The organism is Nostoc sp., assembly GCF_036917675.1.
Classification (GTDB): domain Bacteria; phylum Cyanobacteriota; class Cyanobacteriia; order Cyanobacteriales; family Nostocaceae; genus Nostoc.
In genome coordinates, this window is sequence record NZ_JBALCT010000003.1 from 83,601 (window position 1) to 106,478 (window position 22,878).

General features: G+C 41.0%; 14 protein-coding genes. 6 read left to right on the forward strand and 8 right to left on the reverse strand.

Annotated features, from left to right (window positions below):
- The first annotated feature begins 131 nt into the window (after nucleotides 1-131).
- The gene (pglX, locus tag V7K31_RS00990; protein WP_335092054.1) at nucleotides 132-2,423 is read left to right on the forward strand and encodes a BREX-1 system adenine-specific DNA-methyltransferase PglX; all 2,292 of its coding nucleotides are present in this window, start codon (nucleotides 132-134) and stop codon (nucleotides 2,421-2,423) included.
- Nucleotides 2,424-2,623: 200 nt separating this feature from the next.
- On the opposite strand, the gene V7K31_RS00995 is transcribed toward pglX, so the two are convergent.
- Nucleotides 2,624-3,262 (reverse strand): Uma2 family endonuclease, encoded by a 639-nt coding sequence (locus tag V7K31_RS00995; RefSeq protein WP_335092056.1) that lies wholly within the window; start codon nucleotides 3,260-3,262, stop codon nucleotides 2,624-2,626.
- Between the two features lie 171 nt (nucleotides 3,263-3,433).
- On the opposite strand from V7K31_RS00995, the gene V7K31_RS01000 reads away from it, so the two are divergent.
- Genes V7K31_RS01000 through brxL form a run of 3 tightly spaced genes read left to right on the forward strand, consistent with a single transcriptional unit; the run spans nucleotide 3,434 to nucleotide 8,467 of the window.
- Nucleotides 3,434-3,838: a hypothetical protein gene (locus V7K31_RS01000; protein ID WP_335092057.1), complete on the forward strand. Its 405-nt coding sequence runs from the start codon at nucleotides 3,434-3,436 to the stop codon at nucleotides 3,836-3,838.
- Nucleotides 3,835-6,399, forward strand: a complete 2,565-nt coding sequence (gene pglZ, locus V7K31_RS01005) for a BREX-1 system phosphatase PglZ type A (protein ID WP_335092058.1) — start codon at nucleotides 3,835-3,837, stop codon at nucleotides 6,397-6,399. Before V7K31_RS01000 ends, pglZ begins: the two co-directional genes overlap by 4 nt.
- 49 nt (nucleotides 6,400-6,448) lie before the next feature.
- Complete coding sequence (brxL, locus tag V7K31_RS01010) at nucleotides 6,449-8,467, forward strand: protease Lon-related BREX system protein BrxL (protein ID WP_335092059.1); 2,019 nt, start codon at nucleotides 6,449-6,451, stop codon at nucleotides 8,465-8,467.
- Here the strand turns inward: brxL and V7K31_RS01015 are convergent.
- Together V7K31_RS01015 and V7K31_RS31725 are read right to left on the reverse strand one after the other, a co-directional pair.
- Nucleotides 8,464-9,066: a DUF1819 family protein gene (locus V7K31_RS01015; protein ID WP_335092060.1), complete on the reverse strand. Its 603-nt coding sequence runs from the start codon at nucleotides 9,064-9,066 to the stop codon at nucleotides 8,464-8,466. The genes brxL and V7K31_RS01015 overlap by 4 nt on opposite strands.
- Before the next feature lie 244 nt (nucleotides 9,067-9,310).
- On the reverse strand, nucleotides 9,311-9,526 hold the full coding sequence (locus V7K31_RS31725) for a hypothetical protein (protein ID WP_442941181.1): 216 nt from the start codon (nucleotides 9,524-9,526) through the stop codon (nucleotides 9,311-9,313).
- Between the two features lie 210 nt (nucleotides 9,527-9,736).
- On the opposite strand from V7K31_RS31725, the gene V7K31_RS01025 reads away from it, so the two are divergent.
- Entirely contained in the window at nucleotides 9,737-14,248 is a 4,512-nt protein-coding gene (locus V7K31_RS01025) for a WD40 repeat domain-containing protein (RefSeq protein WP_335092061.1), read from the forward strand.
- Between the two features lie 385 nt (nucleotides 14,249-14,633).
- Here the strand turns inward: V7K31_RS01025 and V7K31_RS01030 are convergent, their stop codons facing one another.
- From V7K31_RS01030 to thiD, 5 genes are all read right to left on the reverse strand, one after another.
- Nucleotides 14,634-15,194 (reverse strand): TniQ family protein, encoded by a 561-nt coding sequence (locus V7K31_RS01030; protein WP_335092062.1) that lies wholly within the window; start codon nucleotides 15,192-15,194, stop codon nucleotides 14,634-14,636.
- Between the two features lie 74 nt (nucleotides 15,195-15,268).
- Nucleotides 15,269-16,834: a Mu transposase C-terminal domain-containing protein gene (locus V7K31_RS01035; RefSeq protein ID WP_335092064.1), complete on the reverse strand. Its 1,566-nt coding sequence runs from the start codon at nucleotides 16,832-16,834 to the stop codon at nucleotides 15,269-15,271.
- A 585-nt stretch (nucleotides 16,835-17,419) separates the two neighbouring features.
- The gene (locus V7K31_RS01040) at nucleotides 17,420-17,758 is read right to left on the reverse strand and encodes a P-II family nitrogen regulator (protein WP_292800919.1); all 339 of its coding nucleotides are present in this window, start codon (nucleotides 17,756-17,758) and stop codon (nucleotides 17,420-17,422) included.
- Nucleotides 17,759-18,116: 358 nt separating this feature from the next.
- Nucleotides 18,117-18,725 (reverse strand): hypothetical protein, encoded by a 609-nt coding sequence (locus tag V7K31_RS01045; protein ID WP_335092065.1) that lies wholly within the window; start codon nucleotides 18,723-18,725, stop codon nucleotides 18,117-18,119.
- Between the two features lie 223 nt (nucleotides 18,726-18,948).
- Nucleotides 18,949-19,770, reverse strand: a complete 822-nt coding sequence (gene thiD, locus V7K31_RS01050; RefSeq protein ID WP_335092067.1) for a bifunctional hydroxymethylpyrimidine kinase/phosphomethylpyrimidine kinase — start codon at nucleotides 19,768-19,770, stop codon at nucleotides 18,949-18,951.
- 848 nt (nucleotides 19,771-20,618) lie between these two features.
- On the opposite strand from thiD, the gene V7K31_RS01055 reads away from it, so the two are divergent.
- The gene (locus tag V7K31_RS01055) at nucleotides 20,619-22,400 is read left to right on the forward strand and encodes a calcium-binding protein (RefSeq protein WP_335092068.1); all 1,782 of its coding nucleotides are present in this window, start codon (nucleotides 20,619-20,621) and stop codon (nucleotides 22,398-22,400) included.
- Nucleotides 22,401-22,878: the final 478 nt, after the last annotated feature.

Genomic DNA, 22,878 nt, shown 5'->3' on the forward strand with positions numbered 1-22,878 from the left:
GAATAGAATAAAACTCAGTTAAAACGCGGTGGTTATCAAGGTGTTAGTCCGTTAAAACTGACTTGGGTTAATCTCTCCGAAATTGATCGCGGGGTGGTTGATGTGAAAAAGTACCAATTTTCAATCACTATATGAACCGCACAGCTATTAAAAACTTCGCAATTTGGGCGCGTCGCTACTTACGGCAACAAGTTACAGCCCGTGCCGCCCAGTATGGCATTACTAACAAAAGCATCACACAACCCCAAGCTGTTACAGGTGGACTCTTGGTGGCAGGTCAAACGTTGAACGCAACAGAAACAAACCAGTATGAACAATTGCGGAATCGCTTACAAGATTTAACGCTAATTTCCAGCCAAGCCCAGGCGGTAGCTACACTGATAGATGAAATTGCCTACACCTGGTTTAACCGTTTAGCGGCGTTGCGATTTATGGAGGTGAATGGATATATTGGGCGGGTGTTGAGTAGTAGTGACCCCAATTTGGTAGACCCCGATTTGTTGCGGGATGCTAGTTCTATTGCGGAAATGGGGGATTTACCTGGGCTGGATTTGGATATTCTCAATGAATGGCGTGGTTTTGCTAATCGCGATCCTAACCCGGATGAGTTTCTCTATCGGCGTCTGCTGTTAGCTCAGTGTAAAGCTTTGGCAGAAGGGATTCCAGCACTGTTTGACCCTCGCCAGAACTACCAAGCACTGTTTTTACCTGGAAATCTGCTAAATCAAGATTCGATAGTGCGGCGACTGGTGAAGGAGATTCCAGAGGAAGACTGGCAGGATATTGAGGTTGTGGGTTGGCTATATCAGTTTTATATTTCGGAACGCAAGGATGAGGTTATTGGGGCAAAGTCGAAGGTTGCAGCCGCAGATATTCCCGCAGCGACGCAATTGTTTACCCCCCACTGGATTGTTCAGTATATGGTGGAGAACAGTTTAGGGCGGTTGTGGTTAGAGTCTCACCCGGAATCACGTTTGCGGGAATATATGCCTTATTATCTGGAAAATCCAGAACCTCTCCCTAACCCTCTCCTGCCAGGAGAGGGGACAAGAGAAGAAAATTCTTGCTCCCCTCCCCGCGTCGGGGAGGGGCTGGGGGAGAGGTCTTTAACGCCTCAAGAGTTGACCGTGATAGACCCTGCTTGTGGTAGTGGTCACATATTAGTTTATGCCTTTGATTTGCTGTTTGAAATTTACAAAGAGCAAGGTTATTTAGAACGGGATATTCCGGCTCTGATTTTGACGCACAATTTGTATGGTTTAGATATTGATGAACGTGCAGCACAGTTAGCAAGTTTTGCCGTGTTGATGAAAGCGCGATCGCATAATTCGCGTATTTTGCGGAAACCTCTGGCTTTGAATATTACGGCGGTGCGTCCTACCCATAATCAGACTTTACCACCTGCTACAGAATTAATTGCTGAAGATTGGCAACCGTTGATTGAAGCTTTTAAGGATGCAGATAATTTAGGAAGTTTAATTACGCCGCCATCTTTTGATAGTGAGAAGTTGAAATGGCAATTGAATAATTTAGAAGCTAGTGATTCGCTATTTCGAGAATGTGTTCCTGCTTTGCAGGGGTTGTTGTTACAGGCGGAATTGTTGAGAAATAAGTATTTTGTAGTGGTTGCAAATCCCCCTTATATGGGAAGTAAAAGTTTAAATGATATATTAAGAACTTTTGCAAATAAAAATTATCCTGATTCTAAGTCAGATGCCTTCTCTATATTTATTGAACGTTTTTTAAATATGAGTTTGGAAAACGGATTTATTAGCTTAATGACACCATTTACTTGGATGTTTTTAAGTTCTTATGAGAAACTGCGTAGACGTATATTGAGTGAAAATACAATAACTAGCCTGATTAGACCGGAATATCATGCTTTTTTTGATTCGGCTTATGTACCAATATGCACTTTTACTCTATTGAATAAAGCTTTACCGGAATATAAAGGAACTTTTATTGATCTTAATAAATTTTATGGGGCTGATTTGCAACCAGTTAAGGTTTTAGAAGCAATTACAAATCCTAATGGCAAAAAACGAGCCTTTGGCGCATTAGTCTACCTACACCGCTACAACGAAGACACCCTCGCCCGTATCCGCACCGATTACGTTTTAGAATTGCAAGTCAAATTAGACGGTGAAATTGTACGCGCACAGCAACAGCTAGAAAATGCCAGTTCCAGCGCCGCCAAAAAAGCCGCTACAAATAGGCTTAAAGACCTGCAAGCCCAACAGCTAGAACTGCGAGATTACCAAGCCAAACTGCAAACCCAAGCTGATGCGCGAATCAAACTAGACCTTGACGATGGGGTGGCGTACAACTACACGCGCTTTAAGGGCTTGGTTTATGAAGGTTCAGATTTAAAAATGGCTGATTTAGAGAAAGCATGGCAGTGGAAATTAGAGTTATTAAAATAAATGGCACAATTAAATACAGGGCCATTTCGTTCTAGACATAAACCGCCCAGAACTAAAGTTCACAGGCTTTTAGCTAAAGTCCGTTAAAACGGACTAAAACCTTTTCTCAGTCGTCTTTAGACGAGTTTCACTATTAGACTCAGAATTTATTCTAAGACGGGCTAGATGAGAATGAAATAGCCCTGGAATTAAATATGCAATTAAATATTATCCCGCAGCCAATTTCTAAAAGCTTGAATTACTTGACTGCTACCAACAACTTGACTTTGCTGGACGTATTCATTTACTAGCTCAATTATCGGAATATCTGGAAAAGTAGGACTAAAATTTGACTCTACATATTTTCCACCTTGCAAGACATTAATTTGTAAGCCTTGTTTTCCATATCGCCAAAGTTCTGGTACTTCCAAAATTTGGTAATTATCTAATTGCATCCGAGAAGTTAAATCAATTTCTATGGCTAAGTCAGGGGGTGGGTCTACACTTAAATTTATGCGATTTTTCCCAATAACTGCCGCTTGATTTTGAATGTAAAAACAAGTATCCGGTTCTACTCCCTGACTCATTTTTTCGTTTTTTAGGGTGCTTGAACCTAAAGCATCATAATTAATACTTAGTTCATTTAGTAAAATTTTGACTATATCGCCAATAATTTCTTTGGCTTTTTCATGTTCGGGTAAGGGAACCATAATTTCTAAAAAACCATGACTATAGGAAATTCTGGCAGCGCGATGTTCTCCTAATTCCGCCAAAATATTTTCAAATTGCTGCCAACTAACGTCCTCAAGTAATAGTTGCTGTCCTGGTTGAATCCTCAATTGTCTTAACTCTAAAAGCATAAAGATTCATCCAACTCTTTTACTGCTGTACAAACAATAATACCTAAATGTTCGGGTGAGCTTCAAGGCTATTTCATTCTAAATGTGGAAGGAATATGGTAGGATGCAGCGCAAATTCTACTTCAAGTATCTAAGCTGTCGGGCATTTAATTTGCACAACTAGGGCGGGCAATGGGAACAACCAAAAGAAATATTTTGCAAACTTCCGGTTTACTTCCATTTGCAGTTTTAAGCAATACAGATAGTAAAACTAATACTTTACAGGAAGTCGCAACATTAATTGACAATATCACCGATAAACGGACTCAAAATAACCTTGCTGCATGTGCATTCATCCTGGCTGGGCTAGTATTAGAAGAAGAAGTGATTCAGCGTTTGCTGCAAAGAGATATTATGCGTGAGTCAGTAACTTATCAATCATTACTAGCCGAAGGTCGAGACCAAGGTATTCGACGTGTTGCTATCAATATGTTAAAAGAGGGGATGTCTATCGAAGTAGTTGCAAAAGTGACTGGTTTGACAGTTGAACAGGTGCAACAATTGCAAACTGCCGAAGCAGAAAAGCCAACAGAATGAACACCGCTCGTATCCAAAACACCCTAGAAATCCTCTTTCAAGATTCTGCCCGTTGGTTACACCCAGGACGGCGGGTGGTGTTTTGGTACGATCCTGAACAACAATTTGCTAGTAGTTTTAATGAACTCCAACTTGAAGGCGTAGAAAAACTCCAACTCGCTGACACCCCTTTCACCGTCAAATATCGCTTACTTACTCTGCAACCCAATCAAACTTTTCTACTCTACGCCCCCTTTCCCGAACCTGCGCCCCAAGAAAACTGGCTTCTGGACATCCAAAAAAGCGGTTTAACCTTCTCTGCTGACCCGGCTGCCCTCATCTATGCAGACTTAGGATTGCGATCGCGCCGTCTAGAGATTATCATCCGGGAACAGATAAAATTCTTTAAAAGCCGCAAACGGACAGAAGCCCTACAAGCAATGGGGATTTCTCCTGATAGCGACGAACGAGAATTACTTCTGGCTATGCTTTCCGTCCTTGCAGGTTTAAAAGTACCCGATGCAGGCACACTGATCAGGCGAGTGTTGCTAGGAGGGTTATTAGAAACTGATAACGCCCTCTGGTCTGATATTGAGCGTTTTGTCTCCGCAGAAGCCTTCTGGGAGGTAGCGGTGGAATACACTGACTTTCCCAAACAACACCCCAGCTTAAACAAGTTGTTTATACAGATGCTAGTGACGCATTTCGCTATATCATTGAACGGTGTTATTCCACCTCAGTTAGCGAACCAAGTTATCAGCCCTGGACAACGGGCTTACGCATTTATCGACCAGTGGATGCGCGACCAACAGGATTCTTCAGGTTGGAAGTCCCTAAGCAGTGAAGTGGCAGAACAATTACAGATATTTGATGCGATAGAGAATTTAGAACCAGAAGTTTTATTTGAAGCAGCTAGTTTTGAAGTTGTAGATCAGGTATTAATCCGTACCTGTGTCAAAAAACTACAAACGCAAACAGGGCAACAAAAAACCGAACTTGCATCTTGGCGTACTTGGTTACAAACCCGTCACACTCTGATTTGGTTTCCTAAGTATGAGAAAATTTATCAAGCAATAGATGCTGCGATCGCTATTTTAGAATTCAAGCAGCAGTATACAGCAGGATTCCGCCAGTCAGCCCCAGTCCTTTTTAAAGCTTATGCCAGTGATTTGCACTTATTTGATAGAGCTTACCGTCATTTTATTGTTGCCAGTGATGATGCTCAAGGAGATATCCTCAAGGGGTTAATTGAAGATGTAGAAAATTTATATACTCAATGGTTCTTGGATAGTTTAGGAGAAGCTTGGTCTGATGCTGTTAGCGATCATTGGCAATTGGAGGGCATTGCATCTCAAAGCAAGTTCTTCGCTAGGCACGTTTTCCCCATTTTAGAACGGAGCGATCGCGAAAAAGTATTTGTAATTATCTCCGATGCCTTGCGCTACGAAGTCGCCAGCGAACTCCAAGAAGTAATTTATAAAGAAATGCGGGGTGAAACTGAACTGGAGGCGCAATTTGGAGTTTTACCTAGTGTGACGCGGTTGGGCATGGCAGCACTTCTTCCTGGCTCGAAACTAGAACTGATACCAGGTGATGATGATGTCCAAATTGATGGACTTAGTACTAAGGGTACGGTAGCAAGACAAAAAGTACTAACCGAAAATAGCCGTGTTGATTCTACGGTACTCAATGCCAAAGACCTGCTAGCCATGAGTACAGAGGAAGGACGGCTAATAGTACAACCCTATCGCCTAATCTACATTTATCACAACGTCATTGATGCGATCGGCGATCAGGCATCCAGCGAACGTCAAGTACTATCAGCTTGCGGAACAGCAATTAACGAACTGCTGCGGCTGGTAAAGAAAATTTGTAATTCTATCAACGGTACAAACGTGATCATCACTGCTGATCACGGGTTTTTATATCAACGTTGCCCGATCCAAGAGGCAGACAAGCGACCCTTACCAAGTGGCGAAGCAGTTCTGGAAAGCAAACGCCGCTATTTGTTAGCACGAGAGCAAGTGAATGACCCAACCTTACTGCACTTTAGTCTGCCCTATACAGAAAATGGCATAGTTGCGATCGTACCCCGTGGTAGTTTACGCTTTGCCGTTCAAGGTGCAGGAGCACAGTTTGTCCACGGTGGAGCATCGCTTCAGGAAGTCTGCGTACCAGTCATTACCTATCATCACCAACGGGCAGTTAAAGGCGACGATGGCCCAGCCCGGAAAGTCGGAGTGCAGGTAAGTGCCAGAGTCCGAAGAGTGACAAATAATCGTTTTAGCTTGACATTAGTGCAAACTGATGCAGTTGAGGGGAAGTGGCGATCGCGTCAGATTACAGTTGCTTTGTACGATCCTCAAACCAATATACCCATAACGGACGTGCGAGTAACCAACTTAAGCAGCACCAGTATTTATCCGAGCGATCGGGAAATTAGCTTAAGGTTGACTGTAACTACCACTAATCCCCCTACGAACGTCTATTTAATAGTCAAGGATGCAGATGACGAGAGTGAACTGCTTAAAGAAGCTTGGGCAGTTAGTTTAGGAATTGCTAACGACTTTGGAGATTTCTGAGCCAATATAGTCACAATATCGGTGACATCAATATTGCCCCCTGCCTCTAATGGATGACCTGAATCAAAAGCTAAACAGCATTTATCCTGGAAAGGTAGTGCGTAAAGACCTGACTAAGCGTATCAAAGAAGGTGCTAACGTACCCGTGTATGTGCTGGAGTACTTGTTGGGTATGTACTGTGCTACCGACGACGAAACCACCATTGAGGAGGGTGTTGCTCGTGTAAAAAATATCCTAGCTCAAAATTACGTCCGTCCTGATGAGGCAGAACAGGTCAAATCTAAGATTCGGGAATTGGGGCGATTCACTATCATTGACAGGGTGACAGTGACGCTCAACGAGAGAGATGACATTTACCAAGGGATTTTAATGAATCTGGGAGTCAAAGGCGTAGTCATTGACCCGGAAATTGTTAAACCGAACCAAAAACTTTTGGGTGGTGGTATCTGGTGTATTCTGCAACTAGAGTATGAAGCCGGAACCAAACCCAGTCCCTTCATTGTGGGAAGCCTCAAACCGATCCAAATGCCTAGTGTAGATATGGATGAACTGTTTGCAGGTCGCCCAGCTTTCACCCGTAGCGAATGGATTGACTTGTTGATTCGCTCAACGGGACTAGAACCTACTACCGTTAAAGAAGATGTAAAATGGCATCTACTTGCCCGTTTAGTTCCCCTTTGCGAAAATAATTACAACTGTTGCGAACTTGGCCCCCGTTCTACAGGCAAATCCCACGTTTACAAAGAAGTTTCTCCGAACTCAATCCTTCTTTCTGGTGGCAAAACCACAGTAGCGAACCTTTTCTACAATATGTCCACACGCCGCATCGGACTGGTAGGTTTATTTGACGTGGTTGCCTTTGATGAAGTAGCAGGTATCAGCTTTCATGATAATGACGGTGTGCAAATCATGAAAGACTACATGGCATCGGGTTCCTTTGCACGAGGTAAGGCTGAGATTAACGCCAGTGCTTCTATGGTTTTTGTTGGCAACATTAATCAAAGCGTAGAATCCTTGGTAAAAACTTCTCACCTGCTTGCACCCTTCCCCGAAGCCATGATTGACACCGCTTTCTTTGACCGCTTTCACGCTTATATTCCTGGCTGGGAAATCCCCAAGTTTAGCCCAGAAAATTTCACCAATCAATACGGGTTCATTGTTGATTACTTAGCCGAATGGCTGCGAGAAATGCGTAAACGCAGTTTTGCTGATGCGATCGACCTCTACTTTCGATTGGGTAATAACCTGAAGCAACGGGATGTCCAAGGAGTTCGTAAAACGGTATCAGGGCTATTGAAACTACTCTTCCCAGACGGTTCATTTAGCAAGGAAGACGTGCGTGAAGCTCTAGTTTATGGGCTGCGGGTGCGGCGGCGTGTCAAAGAACAACTAAAGAAAATTGGCGGTATGGAATTTTACGATGTGCATTTCAGCTACATCGATCTCGAAACTTTAGACGAGCATTTTGTCTCAGTCCCAGAACAAGGAGGGTCAAGCCTGATTAGCCAAGATGTGCTGACTCCAGGTCATTTACACTTTGTCAGTATTGGAGATAGCGGCATAATCGGCACATTCAAACTCGAACTGCAAGCAGTACCCGGTAATAGCAAGTTAGTACGTACTGGTGTAGCAAATACTGCCAAGATGAAGGATAGTTTGAATATTGCCATGAATTACTTCAAAGCTAATGCTCAACGGGTTAGTAGCAGTATTCACCCAAGCAATTGGGATTTCTTGCTCCAGTTACTAGACTTTCAAGGCGCTGGGACACCAAAGGAAAGTGCATTACCATTATTTATTTCCTTATGCTCCGCCTCCCTGAAACGAAGTGTCCAGACACAATTTGCCATATTTGGCGAGATGACTTTAGGCGGGACAATTACCCCAGTCAGTAATCTAGCGGGTAGCCTACAAGTAGCCTTTGATGCTGGCGCAAAACGCATCCTTCTACCTATGTCCAGCGCCGTCGATTTAGCCAGTGTTCCGCCAGAGTTGTTTGCTAAATTTCAAACATCGTTTTACGCTGATCCAGTAGACGCAGTATTTAAAGCTCTGGCAGCTGATTAAATATCAAGCATCAGAGTCAGGTAATGACCTAGCCCATCAGCGAGGAGTTGTTGACGAAGGGGGGATGGCACAGAAACAACACGAATTTGATAATTTCTCCGTGGTGACATGGGCTGTAACAGACCCGCATTTATTAGTACCAGTATAGTGTTGCTAGCAGCCTTTTTATAAGTAGAGTCAGACCATGCAGCCACCTTTGAACTTTGTTCTCGCTTCCCTTCAAAGAAGGTTCGCAAGTCGGCGGAAGTTAACAGGTAATCAAAAGCCTTAATTTTGTCCAGCAGCACTTCGGCAATGAGTTCGCGTAGCAAACGATTTTCTCGCAGAATCAGAAACAGGATAGTGAGTCGCCGAGTATCAGGATTGCCAGTTGCTATTAATTGAATGTATTTCTCTGGTACTTGCTGAAGGCGTTTGAGAACAGTTTGCAGTGCCCGCTCACGGGAAACTTGAGAGCGCAGTTGAAACAAATCCTCCACCAATACCCGTTGCCGAATATCTTCCTGGGTTGCACCAAGGTGCATCAGTTCGGCAACTCTAATGGTTTCAGTCAGAACAAAAGCATTATTAGTACGGGCAGTATAAGCAGTTTCAGGCATAATTGAAACAATAGAGAAGGCAAGCAAAACCCTTTCTCAAACCTAGATAGTGAGTTACGCATTTAAATGTTTTTCAGGAAATGCTCCTTAGCATCCTCCTATGTAAATCTCCTATTACATTTTCGTCAAGGTTTCGGAGTTTAATACTTCCAAAGGCGGTCAACCTTTGACCTCCTCCGTAGATTTCCATATCTTCCCATCCATTGCCTCCAGATAGCACCGCCAGTATTGCGATAGCGCAGCGTTAGCGAGTCCGCGAGCGTCTGGTTAAAATATCACTCAATTGATGCAAGCGAGTCCTTTCCACCCGTGGGTCTTTAAGGGAGGCAAAATAATTGTTGAGGCGCTGACTTAAGGCGATCGCCTCAAGAGTCTTCGGACGGTTCGCCTGTTGAGAACAACTGGGAGCAAATCCTTTGGACATCATTAACCAGGAATTGAGGGGGACAAGGATGATCATCCCTTAGAAATACTCTCCAAGTCATTTAGGCTGACTAATTGTAATTCCTTTCCTTGGACTTACCATCATTCTTCTTAAACATCTGTATAAATGGCTACATTTTGAGATACCTTACCCTGTCATTATAATCACTCATTTAAACATTATTCGCCATTGTTGTTACAACCTCATAAATGGGAATACTGAGAGTAGTGTATAAATGAGAATCTTATGTTTAATAAATCAAAGGAATCTTTACCGCTAGCAAAAGCCAAGCGGCATTTAGCAGACAATTGCGAACAGCAGAGACTCATAGCTTTAGAACAAGCACTAACTTTGGGTCAGCAAGGGTTAGATTTGCTCACACAGCAAGCGTTACAGGATAATTCAGAAAAAATCCGACAATCTGCTTACTGGATACTCCATCAACACAACCCTTATCTCTGCAAAAATTCTGGAGAAATAAGGTCTAATAAACCGATATTCCCTACAGATACAATTGCCTGTGTTGCCATCAGTCCTGATAATCAAATTTTAGTGGGAGGAAGCTGGCAAAAAATTTGGGTTTGGAACTTACAAACAGGAGAATTGCTTCGCACCATCGATGCACATTCTCATTGGGTTTTATCTGTCGCTATTAATCGAGATGGCAATACCCTTGTAAGTAGTAGCGCAGATACAACAATTAAAGTATGGGATCTAAGCAAAGGCTCATTAATTCGGGAAATCAATGCTCATTCCAACTGGGTTAATGCCGCAGAAATTACACCTGATGGCAAAACTCTAGTTAGCGCAAGTGCAGACAAAACAATTAAAGTCTGGGATTTAAATACAGGTAAATTGCAACATACCCTTAAAAACCATTCGGGTTCAGTTTTAAGTCTAGCAATTAGCCCAGATGGAAAATTTATTGCCAGTGGTAGTACAGATAAAATGGTTAAATTATGGAATTTACAATCAGGAGAATTAGAGCGCACCTTAGAAGAACATTTAGACTGGGTACAAGCAGTTAAGATTAGCCAAGATAGTAGATTCTTGATTAGTGGTAGCCGTGACGGAGATATTAAAATTTGGCAAGTACTTTCTAATACTGAAAATGAATCAAAATCTGATTCTAATTCAGATAATATAAGCTTAATTTCTAAAATTATAGGATTTATTTTTTTAATAGTAATTAGTAAGTTAACAGCAGGAGCCGTGTTTTGGATTGGTCTGCCATTCCTTTCTCTAGGCGACCTAATTAGCAAAAAAAATAAGCAGACACATACATTAAATATATCTAAATTAAAATGTAGCTACTCTATTCATCAAGAGTTAACTGATACAGTCAATAACCTTGTTATTAGTCATGATGGCAAAAATCTTATTAGCGCCAGTAATGATAACGCGAAGCAGTGGTGTATTGAAACAAAACAATTAGTCCGTACTTTGACAGGTCACTCTGGTTTTGTTTCTTCTGCTGCTATCAGCCCTGATGGTAAAATTTTTGCCACCGCCAGTAATGACTGGATTAAACTTTGGAATTTACATACAGGTCAATTACTGCATCCCCTAAAAGGTTCTGCTGAATCAAGATTAAGCCACATATCAATTTTTCCCCTTCAAGTACAGCTTGAGTGTGGTCAGTGCCAAACCTTTATTATCAAAGGAATCGACCAAAATGGTTTAGATATTAGTGTTCAAGAATTATCATGGCAGGCAGAGAGAGGCAATATTGATAACAGTGGCTTATTTATAGCAGGTGAAGAAGAGGGAGAATTTACAGTTACAACTACAGCAGGAAGCTTCCAAACCTCTGCATCAGTTACTATTATCGAACCTTCCAAATTGGCACAATTAATTATTACACCTCAAGAAATAAAGCTGGAGTGTGGTCAAGTTCAAGCTTTCAATATCAGAGGGTTAGATCAACGATGTTCAGAAATTGGTGTAGAAAAATTATTGTGGCAAGCGACAGGTGGCACTATTGATGATCATGGAACTTTCCATGCTGGACAAAATCCTGGCGAATTTGCAATTACAGCAAATTTAGAAGCAGTCAAAACCTCTGTTTCAGTCACACTCATTGAACCAGTCAAACTCAAAACATTAATTATTTTTCCTTTAAAATCCACATTGACGTTCGGTGAGAGTTTGCACTTTACTATCAAAGGTGTGGATCAGTATGGTAGTGATATCAAGCTTGAAGAAGTAACTTGGAGTGCAACAGGCAGCACAATTTTTTCTGACGGGAGATTACAAGCCAGTTATCAAGAGCAAGAAATTAGTGTCACTGCTAGTGTTGGAGAGATTAGCACCTCTAGAACAATTAATATCATTGAACCTGCGAGATTAACTACACTCGTCATTTCTCGCCAAGAAGTTGAAATGAAGCCTGGGGAACACCAACATTTTAGCATTCAAGGTTTAGATCAACGGGGTAATGCGATCGCAACTGAGAAAATAGCTTGGAACGCCACGGGTGGAAAAATTGACCAAGATGGGAATTTTATAGTTAATCAAAATGCCAAGGGTGACTTTAGCATATCAGCTTGTGCAATTGAACAAAATGTAAGTGCTTTTGCCAAAGTTGTTGTACCTGTAGTTTTACAACGGCTAGAAATTTTTCCCAAGGACATACAAATTGAACCTAATGAAATCCAAACCTTTACTGCAAAAGGATTTAACCAGGAAGGAGATGAAATTGGCATAGGAAGAGTTGATTGGCAATCTACAACTGGAGGATTGATTGATGATGATGGTATGTTCATTGGTAGTTACGACATAGATACAGTTGACATCATTACTACTGTTGGAGATGTCCGCGATGTAGCTTGTGTAGGCTTGCTTCCAGTTCTGAGAAGTTTAGAAATTGAGCCACAAGGAACGCAACTTAAACCGAATGAACAGCTTAATTTAAGGGTTAGGGGATTTAACCAATTTAGCAATGAAGTAAAAATTCAAAACATTCACTGGCAAACAACAGAGGGTAAGATTTACCCAGATGGAACTTTTGTAGCAGTTGACAGAGATGCAAATATTACAGTAAGTGCAACGGTAGGAAATATTAAAGGTACAGCCCATTTTAAAGTCATTGAACCTTCGAGGCTAACCGAACTGGTCATTTCTCCGCAGCAAGTTGTGATGAATCCTGGAGAATGGCAGCATTTTGAAGTAATGGGTTTCGATCAGCGTGGGGATGCGATCGCTATCAGTGGAATAAATTGGGAAGCAACAGGCGGCACGATTGATCACGATGCTTATTACTTTACTGACAGTAACCAAAAAGGTGAATTTACCATTACTGCCACTATCGGAAGATTCAGTGTCTCTGCTCATGTCAGTGTTCCTCCAGTATTAAGGCGATTAGAAATCTTTCCTCCTCAAATACAGCTAGAACCTGAAGAAACTAAAACTTTTACCGTCATTGGATTTGACCAACAAGATAGTCAGATGGCACTTGAAAAAGTAGATTGGAAATCAACTAAAGGTGGTTCAATCAGCCGTCAAGGATTATTCCAAGGCGGTTATAGCCAACGAGAGGTTACTGTTACTGCCTCAGTTGGCAATGTTCGGAAATTAGCTTATGTTACTTTACTACCAATCTTAAGAAGATTGTATATTTCTCCACCTGCTGTACACCTCAAACCTAATGAAAGCCAAACTTTCACCGTCATTGGTTTTGATCAGTTTGGTGATGAGATTGACCCCGGAGCAATTCTTTGGGAAGCATCTGGGGGAGATATTGACCAAAATGGTAATTTTATTGTTGATTGTAATGCTAAAGGCCAGTTTTTAGTAACTGCAACCTCTCATTTAACTCCTAAGTTAACTAAAAAGTCAAGAGTGTTGCTCTTTAACGTTGGAATTTCGAGCAAGATTTTGTCTTATTTTCTTCGTTTTTTGGCACAGTTTCAAGATGAATTAATTACTGAGTCAAATTCCGAAGATACATCTGAAGTTAGCAGCACGATTACAGAAACAGAAATAGACAACTTCGAGCTAGAGTTAGAAGCTTGGATAACCAAGACTCTTATAAAACTAGCTTCTCGCCTTTTTGGATTTATTAGTAGTTTGTGTTTAAACCAAGCAACGGCTAATCTAAGTGCTTCAGCAGAAATTACAGTTGTACCTGTTTTAAGGCACTTAGAAATTTATCCCACTAAAGCACTGCTAAAACCCTATGAAACTATTAATTTCACAGTTAAAGGTTTAGACCAACACTGCTATGAGATAGACGTTAATAATGTAAATTGGAAAGCAACAGACGGTAATATTAACTCGCATGGTACTTTGTCTATAGATGATAAATGCAGCAACGTTACTATTACTGTCACCGTTGAAACAATTAATAGCTTTGCTCATGTGAGTATAGTTAAGGCACCACAAAATATCTCAAGGCAAAACTCTCCTACAATAGTAGATGTAAAATTTGGAAAAGTCTTTGATACCAAAAATTTTCCTTCTATTCAAAAAAATAAGCGAATTTCAAATGAAAGTTTAGAATCAGATATAGAAGAGAAAATATCTAACCCAAAATTTGAAAAATTAGATTTGAACTATGAATATAAATACCAATGTGAATATAGATTGTCTTCTCCACATAACTATATTGATAATTGCCATAGAAATTGTGAAAAATCTTCTTGGTTTTACCGCAGTCAACTTTACTATGATGGATTTACTCCCAATGAATTTAGTGGCGATTATAATGATTACTTAAGTTACCAAGATGAAATTAGCTATATAGAGTTTTTAATGTAAAAATATAATCGACATCAAAAAACAATACCTTAACCATCTACACGACCCAGCACCACCAGAAATAGAGATTGATTCTGTTACCGATGATTTTGGAGAACTTTATCGAGTTTAGAACGGTTCGCAATTGCTAGGTACTTTTTATCAAAATCTTGAGGGTAAATGGGTAGCCCAGACCTGTAATAGGGATGAAAGACCCTGTTTTGAGACTCCTTTGCAAGCGCAGTTGATCATCATAGCTGTTAATGGCTTATTGGTAGCAGATGTAGCGTAACAGGACATCATAGGTAATTTCCCATCACTTGGAGACGTGGAGCATTCCCGTCTCTTTCTTATTGGTAGTCTTTGGGCTATTAGTGGAAGTGCGATCGCTTATAAAACTCACCCGCTATTGTGAAAGCCTTTTTTGACGCTTCGCCATTGTACTAAAAGGCAAAAAGCAGTGAGGGCATTCACCTTGCGCCCAATCTGCGGGAATTGGGAAAGGTGTCTCACAATTCGTACATTTGGTTAACAGACGTAATTGGTGGCGATCGCACTTCATTTTCTCCTTAAACTCCCACTCAATTCGGTGACAAGGTACTTCCGCATAACAAGCAGCACATAATCTAATTGGTCGGGGCTTCATCGTCATCCCCTTGGGTGGTAACATCTGACTTAATCTATCCACATTAACTACCACCACAGATGCCAAAGCCTCCAACTCCTGTGTATTAGGAAATGGGTTAAAGTAAAGTTTTTCCCATCGTCCCGTAATAGCACCAAGACCAGCAATTTTTCCTAAAGAGTATCCTGAAGGTAGGCTGTTAGGCTTAAATCGACGTAACCGCCCCAAATAATGACTAATGCTCTCTCCTTCGTATGGCTCGACATAACCTAACTTTGTGCGAATTTCATCATCTTCACTCATTCCTATTTCTGTTTTCGAGAGGAACATATTTTGTGCCATAATGACTAGCAATTTTTTCTAAAATACCTTCATCAACTTTATGAAATCCATTTTTAAGAGAATGTAAAACAGCCTTAGTTAGTATCTTGATTAAAATGCTCCTTACGAGCGTTACTTCGCTGTTTATTCAGAGCTTTGAGTTCTTCTATACTCAAATCATGGGTATCCATATTTACGGCATGAGCATAACCCAAAAAATCGTCTGCATTATCATCAGTTTCACAACTGTAAACATATAAAGTCAGGATATGGTCTGGATCATATCTCAGGGTTACATATTCACCTTTATATGACTTGAGTGATTCTCCACGATAAATCAAGTTTTCAAACTGAATAGATCCATGAGCTTGAACAACTCGTTGGGCTTCTTTCATCAAACAAATATCTAATTCTCGCTCATCCAAAGGTTCAGGTAGTTTTCCTCCCATACCCTTAAACCAGCGTTCAAATCTGGTATCACAAGGCTCTTTAGGATATGGTTCATGGTTGTAAATATCACAAAAGAAACTTGCTAAAATCTTGTCCATATCCTGTATTGTTAAACAGGCTTCTTTCTCTGCATTTTCTGGGCGTTCCTGGACATTTGCTCCTGTATAACCAGGTAAATCTTTGAGAACTTGAGTATTAATAGTTTTGAAAATCCGCTCTACAATACCGCCTTCCGGTGGGCGAGCCTCCTTCAGAAGAGCTTCGCTAACGCGCAATTCACACTGAAACACCAGTTTCTTACCAATGGCTTTGAGGTGTTTTGAGCGAAAATCTTTGCCACCGTCAGTAAAAAAATATTGATAGGGATATCCACAAACATCCCAAGACTTATTTAACTGATAATCATCAGGGTAGTTCTTAGGTAGAATAGCGTGTCTTAAGGCTAAAGCCACCTCTGTAGAGCCTGGTTGTTTAATCCATAAGCGGAAACCAACAATACAGCTTGAATAAGTATCCACAATAGTAGTTAGCCAAGGACGATCAGACAATAAATTGCCATGACTATCAACTATGCGAACATCCAATTTAGTATGATCACATTGAATAATTTGGTTACTAAACTCAGCCTTCAGTAGTTCACCATCTCGCGTTACCACTGTCATCCAAGATCCCGAACCCGGATTTCTAACTCTTGTTTTCCGTTTATGTTGCTCAATTAAAGGGTCTAAAATCCTATAAACAGTAGCTTGATGAGGATATTCTCCTAGCTTGAGTTTAAGATCCACACTTGCGTGTCGCTTCACTTCACGAACTATAGATGCTGGTGATATTGGATGTTTGTCTTTAAGACTCTTTTCATAGATTGTTTTGATGAAGTTTTGCCAATATTCGCTAACTCGATATTTTCCCTTATCTGCTCGTTCTATTCCTGCTGTCTCTCTTAACTTGTCTTCATCGTATTGCTTGAGCAGACGTTCCACCTGGCGAGTAGAAACATCCAGGGTATTTGCAACGGACTGCTTTCTCTGAGATTTAATAGCGCGGTTGCGTGACTCAGCAAGCCACTGGATAAGATTAAATGTCAGTTTATGCCTATCGGACGTTGCCACAATAATTTGGGATGGATCTATGACAAAATTACTCTTGTCAAGCAAAATAGCGTCTGGAGCTTGCGTTGATCCTTCAGTAAACTCAGATTCTTCGTCTGCCATAGAGTGCAGCCCACTCATGAATAATTAAGAGACTAATGTACCATAAAATCCTTAAAGAAGCGACATCTAATGTGCAAAACAATAAATATTAATAAACGACATTTAATTTGCGAAGTATAGATTTGCGACATACAATATGCAAATTGAGTGAAACTATCTTTTATAGGTGTAAATAACTTATAAGAGTTGCACAAAAAAGCTTCCAGGCTTTAAAAGCAGTTGCGACATGGTTTGCGAATTGCGACATATAATGTGCGAATGTACACAAATCGGGAAATTCTAAATCTTCATTCCGTAGCGATCGCCTCTAAGAGGTTGAATCAAAAAGTCGTAAAGTATACCAAAAATCCCGCTTCCATTCCTCTCCCCGAAAGATCAAGAGGCTTTGAAATCCCCATTCCCTTGTAGGGAAGGGGGGTTAGGTTTCTGAGCTTTTGATGTTAGCAATAATACTTGTTCATTCATTCTCTAATTCTTTTTCACAAGAATTATTTAAATTGGACAATAATAATTTAATAGACAAATATGCCTATATGTGACTTATTGAGTCATATATAGGCATATAGTTCAGGAGCTTATCAGCACTCAAACTGCTTCTGTGTTCTTTTCGCCAGTGCGAATCCGAATCACTTGCTCAACAGGCGAGATGAAAATTTTACCATCGCCGATTTCACCAGTGCGGGCAGCAGCAATAACTTTGTCCACCACCATATCAACCTGACTATCGTCAACGACGATTTCCACTTTGAGTTTTTGCAGAAACTCAACGGTATACTCAGAACCGCGATACCGTTCAGTTTGACCTTTCTGACGTCCGAACCCCCGAACTTCAGAAACAGTCATCCCAACAATACCAGCGTTAACTAAGGCAATTTTCACCTCATCTAGCTTAAATGGCCGGATAATAGCTTCCACTTTTTTCATCTTCTTGACTCCTGACTTCTACTAGCTTCGTTTATATATCTAACCAGATCCGTTGTCTGAAGCTGTAACTAGCAGTGCTTTTCCTAAAACATATGTAATAATTACCACTTTTTTTAAAGTGTAGATGCTTTGCTTGAGAATTTGGGACATGAGAACCAGGAAGGATTTATTAATTGGATAATTTTTGAGGTTCTAACATAAAGAAGTTGCTGTCAATTTAGCATTTTATGTAGCTTTTATAACCTAAAAATAAATAAATTCCGCCATTTAGCAGATTTGTTCGGATATTTAGAGAGTGATTGTAGACAAATTGCACGGTAGCCCGAAAGCCTCTTGCTGCTGACTGTAGGAGTTTCAACTAACGTTTCTGATGTTCAAACAAGGGACGCACAACGAAATATCCAGCACTAAAGGCAGTCAACATGATTAATAAGATGGTGATAATTAACCACCAGCTATTGAGTCCCTTAATATCAGGCTCAGTAGCGGAATAATAACTTACTTGTTGCTCTTCTATAAAAACTGGTTCTGGTATCGGAAAATTCATTTCCATTACAGGTGGAGAAAAGTCTTGGTGGCGGCTTTGTTCGCGTGGGGCTTTGGGGATAACGGGTGGATGGGAACGATAAACCTGCTGACGTGGACGCGCTTGTGTTACTGGCTGTTTGGTGGCACTTTTAACGTCGCCAGAAGCTTGGGTAGCTTGGTGATAACTAGGCGTAGCATGGGAATCCACAAACTTTTGCAAGTGAGAAAAAGACTCAACGACTTTGATAATTTCTTGTCGTAGTAGTTGATTTTCTTGTGCTAATTGCTGATTTTGGGTAGTGAGTGCATTTAGCCTCACCTGTGTTGCTTGTAACTCTGTTGACAATTCCCTGTATACAGATAGTGGTACAGAGGGAGGGTAGGCTTGAGTAGTCGGTGTTGGCGAATTCCTATGAACAGAGCCTATGGTTGTTCGCATCGGGGACTTGGTATTAAAAATCAAGGTAATTAGATCGTACAGAGATGCTAACAGAGATAGTCAGCCCTGAAACTATGCCCAAGAATAATAGAAAAATGCCGAAAGGGCAAAGATTTATTGGGCATTGGGAAAGAGGAGGCAGAACTTCTTCAATTTTGAATGCGTGAATTTTGAATTTATTTCTCCCCATGCCCCAGTTCCCAATCCTCTTGATCACAAAAGGTTAATTTCGTAACAATGGGAAGAAGTGTCCCACGGGTCCTTGCCCTTGGCCAATATCTAGGGCGTAAGTGAGTGCAGTAGTCACATACTCCTTTGCCTGTTGCACTGCCTGCCACAAGTCTTTTCCTTTAGCCAGATTAGCAGCGATCGCAGCCGATAGTGTACAACCAGTACCGTGGGTATTTTTAGTCTCTACTTGCTTTGTAGTCAAAACTTCCAACTTGTCCCCATCAAACCAGATATCAACACCACGCATATCTCCCTGCATACCTCCGCCCTTGACTAAAACAGCCTTCGTCCGTAAAGTCTTGTGAATAATTTCAGCAGCAGCTTGCATATCCTCCAAAGAATTAATTTGTAAACCACTCAAAATCTGGGCTTCGTAGCGATTCGGCGTAATGATAACTGCCTTGGGAATCAAGGCATGGCACAGAGTCTTCACAGCATCATCATCAATCAATTGTGATCCTGTACGTGACACCATTACTGGATCAACTACTAGATTAGCGATTTGTAAAGCTTCTACCTGCTGGGCAACAGCAAAGATAATTTCCTGATTGAGCAACATTCCCGTTTTGGTAGCTTGTACGCCAATATCCTCAACTACTGCCTGAATTTGCGCCACAACAGCCTCTCTTGCCATGGCATCAACCCTGCTCACTCCTAGAGTGTTTTGTGCCGTGACGCAGGTTATAGCGCTAGTACCGTGGACACAGTGAAAAGCAAAGGTGCGTAAATCAGCTTGAATTCCTGCACCGCCACCGCTATCGGAACCAGCAATGGTTAAAGCAACAGGTATTCTGGAGTTTATTTCAGTGTTCATATTATGAAGATTAAGTAAGTTGGCGCAATCAAACCAAACTATCTCAAAAATTGATCAACTAGGCTAAAACCCTCTTCCTTCCTTCCTGCCTCCTGCCTGATCGAAACTACAAACATTTACGGAAACCTGACTTGAAAGTGCTGAATCACCGTTCGCCTTTGGCATCTCCCCTTCTCTACCAGAGGCTACGCCAAGGCAGAAGTTCGGATTATAGCGTCTGGTAAAGAAGGCATCGCTTCTTTAAAAATATTTAGAGAAACTTCATCAAATCCTTGCACAAAACGCTCTCTATTCCGCTACCACACTATAAATCAATCGAGCTTACCACGATATCTAAGTAATAGTTTTAATTTTGCTGTAAAAATAATAACTATATCTAGCGTATTTACTGATATCATGTGCCTTTTGTAAAGGTTAGTTTTAATACATAAGTCCACAAGACTCAATTACACCGCTTACAACAGGTTCAACTAAGTTCTTACATTAGTTCCCTTAACTTAAGGGGTCAACCAACTAAAGTTTCAACCAATTTAACTTTTACCACTGTAACTTTAAGTCCCTAGCTATTATCCAGGGGTGGATTTTACTATGCCGATTTGGCAACCTGCTGAACTCAGACAATGAACAAAGTTCAGAGGGATTTCGATGCCAAATATAATCACCGTATTCATATCCCTGGTTTAACTATCAACGGTTGACAGGAGAAAATTTTTTAGTTTGACAACAACGTTTTTACAACCGATGCGATTTCAAGTCGCCATCGGACAACTGTGACTGTCTTGAAAAGTCCAGACAAATCATGCATTCAAATAACTCCAATTCACCTTACACACATTCGGACTAAAACTATGGCTGGCAAAACATATTACGTTTCTGGAACAGGCAATGATAACAATAATGGCTTAATCGAAGGAAGTGCGTTTCGCAGCTTGGGTAGAGCCGTGTATCAGATGCAAACAGGTGATACGCTCTACGTCATGAATGGCACTTATGACAAAGGCACTACGCTTTTTAACTTTAATGGTTCAGCAAATAACTGGACAACAATCAAAGCTTATCCAGGAGCTACGCCTATAATCAAAACAATCGGAAGTGGCATTAATATATTTAGTTCATCCTACGTGCGGATTGAAGGACTTGATCTAGAAGGCAATCGGAAAAACATCACTCTAGCATATGCCTTACAACAGAAAGATAAGCTCAACAATCCCTTAACCAATTCCACTGGAATTAATATCAAAGCCTGGGAAAATAGCCAAGGAGTGGGCGGCAGCAATCCTCATCACATTGTCATCTCTGGTAACACAGTTAGTAACTTTCCAGGGGGAGGCATTGAATCCAGTGATTCAGACTACATCACAATTGAGAAAAATATTGTATCTGGAAATGCTTGGTACACGCCCTATGGTGGTCAGGGTGTCACAACACTTTTTGCTACTAATTCCGATCGCAACACTACTGATTACAAAATAATTTATCGGAACAATATTGTTTTTGATAATCAAAGTTTGGTTCCCTGGAAACAAGCTGGTAAGATTACTGAAGGGCATGGACTAATGCTTGATACTACTAATCAGAGTAGAAATGGAACACCTTATCTTGGCAAAACTTTAATTGCTAATAACATAGTCTACAACAATGGTAACTCTGGTATTGATGCTTTCCAGGCTAAAAATGTCGATATTATCAACAATACAGTTTACAAAAATAGCCGTAATGTCGCTAATACCGGCGAGATTAAAGTCAATTACTCAGAGAATGTTAGAGTTGATAACAATATCATGTATGCGAGCAACAATCAAGTAGCTAATGTTCTGAGATATTGTACAAATGTCAACTTTGACCACAACCTTGTTTATAACTCTTCTCAATTTCAAGCTTCAGATAATCTAAAGGCTAAAGGGTTGCAGAATATTTTGGGTCAAGAGCCCCAATTTGTTGATGCAGCCCACGGGAATTTTGCGCTCAAACCCGGAAGTGCTGCGATCGATGCTGGTTCCAACGCCTTCAATAGTATCACTAAGAACATTCCCCAGGATGGCGATGGTAATGGCACCGCAGTGATTGATATTGGTGCATACGAAGCTCGCCGCATCACTATTAACGCCCCCAATGACTTGAAGAATAACATTGTCGGTTTTGACAATTCCAACGATGTGATTAATGGTCAAGGGGGTAATGACACCATCAATGGTTACGGTGGTAACGACCAACTACGGGGAGGTGCTGGCAATGATCTTCTCATTGGTGGACAAGGCAATGATCTTCTCGTCGGTGGTATGGGTGCTGACTCTTTCATCTACAACACCAATGCTGCCTTTACTAGGGCTGCTGTGGGTATTGATACGATCGCAGACTTCAATCACTCTCAAGGTGACAAGATTTTTCTAGATAAGACCACCTTTACTGCTATTACTTCTGCTGTGGGAACGGGTTTTAGTAAGTCCAGTGATTTTCAAATCACCACTTTAGGGGCACTTAGCAATGCTGCAATTGTCTACAACCCGATGTCTGGGCAGTTACTATACAATCAGAATGGTAGTGCTGCTGGTTTGGGCAGTGGCGGTCAATTTGCACAACTTACTGGTGCGCCAACTCTTACTGCTTCCGACTTCATCGTTCAAGCATAGTTAACTCGGGTTAACTGAGTCCAAGTGTAATCCAAACATGAATCGACTTTCAAAGCGGTTTTCAATTAAATAGATTACACACATCGGGGCGCAAATATCTTGCACCCCGATGTGTGTGATCTATATTAATGGCAAAGTTTTTAGTTTTTACGAATTATACAGACTGCAATATTCCCAAGGATTAACAAATTTAGCATTACTCCCAACGCCAAGCCATTGCTCCTTCCCCTCAGCTAGTGACACCACCACAGTAGTCAAATAATAACCATTCCAAAAAACATCTTTCCAATAAAAACGTTACCCATATTATGAAGATTAAGGAACGTGGATTAAATAAAATGCAAAATTTCATCCTGTCTCCAGCTTCCCTCTCCTTATAAAGGACTACGGTGTACACATAAGTCCTAAAAACCAAACCTAACTTGATAAGGCTTTCCTCGTTCCCATACGGAGTATGGGAATGCATTCATTGAGTCTC